1 protein-coding gene is annotated in these 903 nt (G+C 62.8%); it reads left to right on the forward strand.

Translation table 11 applies throughout. The features are described 5' to 3' along the window. A partial coding sequence (locus HBA93_RS17835) for a Tn3 family transposase (protein WP_221724183.1) occupies positions 1 to 903 on the forward strand: 903 nt, incomplete at both ends.

Here is a 903-nt window from a genome sequence, read left to right on the forward strand (position 1 = left end):
AAGATCTGGTGCTCGATCTCTACAAGCAGATCCCGCCCACGCGGATCACCGATCTCCTGCTGGAGGTGGATGCAGCGACCGGCTTCACCGAAGCGTTCACGCATCTGCGCACCGGAGCGCCCTGCGCCGACCGGATCGGGCTGATGAACGTCATCCTTGCGGAAGGGATCAACCTCGGCCTGCGCAAGATGGCCGACGCGACGAACACGCACACCTTCTGGGAGTTGATCCGCATTGGACGGTGGCATGTCGAGGGCGAAGCTTACGACCGGGCGCTGGCCATGGTGGTCGAGGCGCAAGCGGCGCTACCAATGGCCCGGTTCTGGGGCATGGGCGCCTCCGCTTCGAGCGATGGGCAATTCTTCGCCGCTACGGAACAAGGCGAGGCCATGAACCTGGTCAACGCGAAATACGGCAATACCCCGGGTCTGAAAGACTATAGCCACGTCTCGGACCAATATGCGCCGTTCGCGACCCAGGTGATTCCTGCGACGGCGAGCGAAGCTCCCTACATCCTCGACGGCCTGCTCATGAACGATGCCGGCCGCCATATTCGCGAGCAGTTCGCCGATACAGGCGGCTTCACCGATCACGTCTTTGCCGCATGCGCCATTCTCGGCTACCGGTTTGCCCCTCGCATCCGGGATCTGCCGTCCAAGCGACTCTATGCGTTCAATCCATCGGCCGCGCCGGCCCACTTGCGGGCCATGATCGGCGGCAAAATCAATCAGGCCATGATCGAGCGCAACTGGCCCGATATCCTGCGCATCGCCGCCACCATTGCAGCCGGAGGCATCGCGCCTAGCCAGATTTTGCGCAAGCTCGCCTCCTATCCGCGGCAGAATGAACTGGCCACAGCTCTGCGGGAAGTAGGCCGCGTCGAGCGGACGCTGTTCATGATCG

Origin of the sequence: Ochrobactrum sp. SFR4 (assembly GCF_019730395.1) — a bacterium.
Taxonomy (GTDB): Bacteria; Pseudomonadota; Alphaproteobacteria; order Rhizobiales; family Rhizobiaceae; genus Pseudochrobactrum.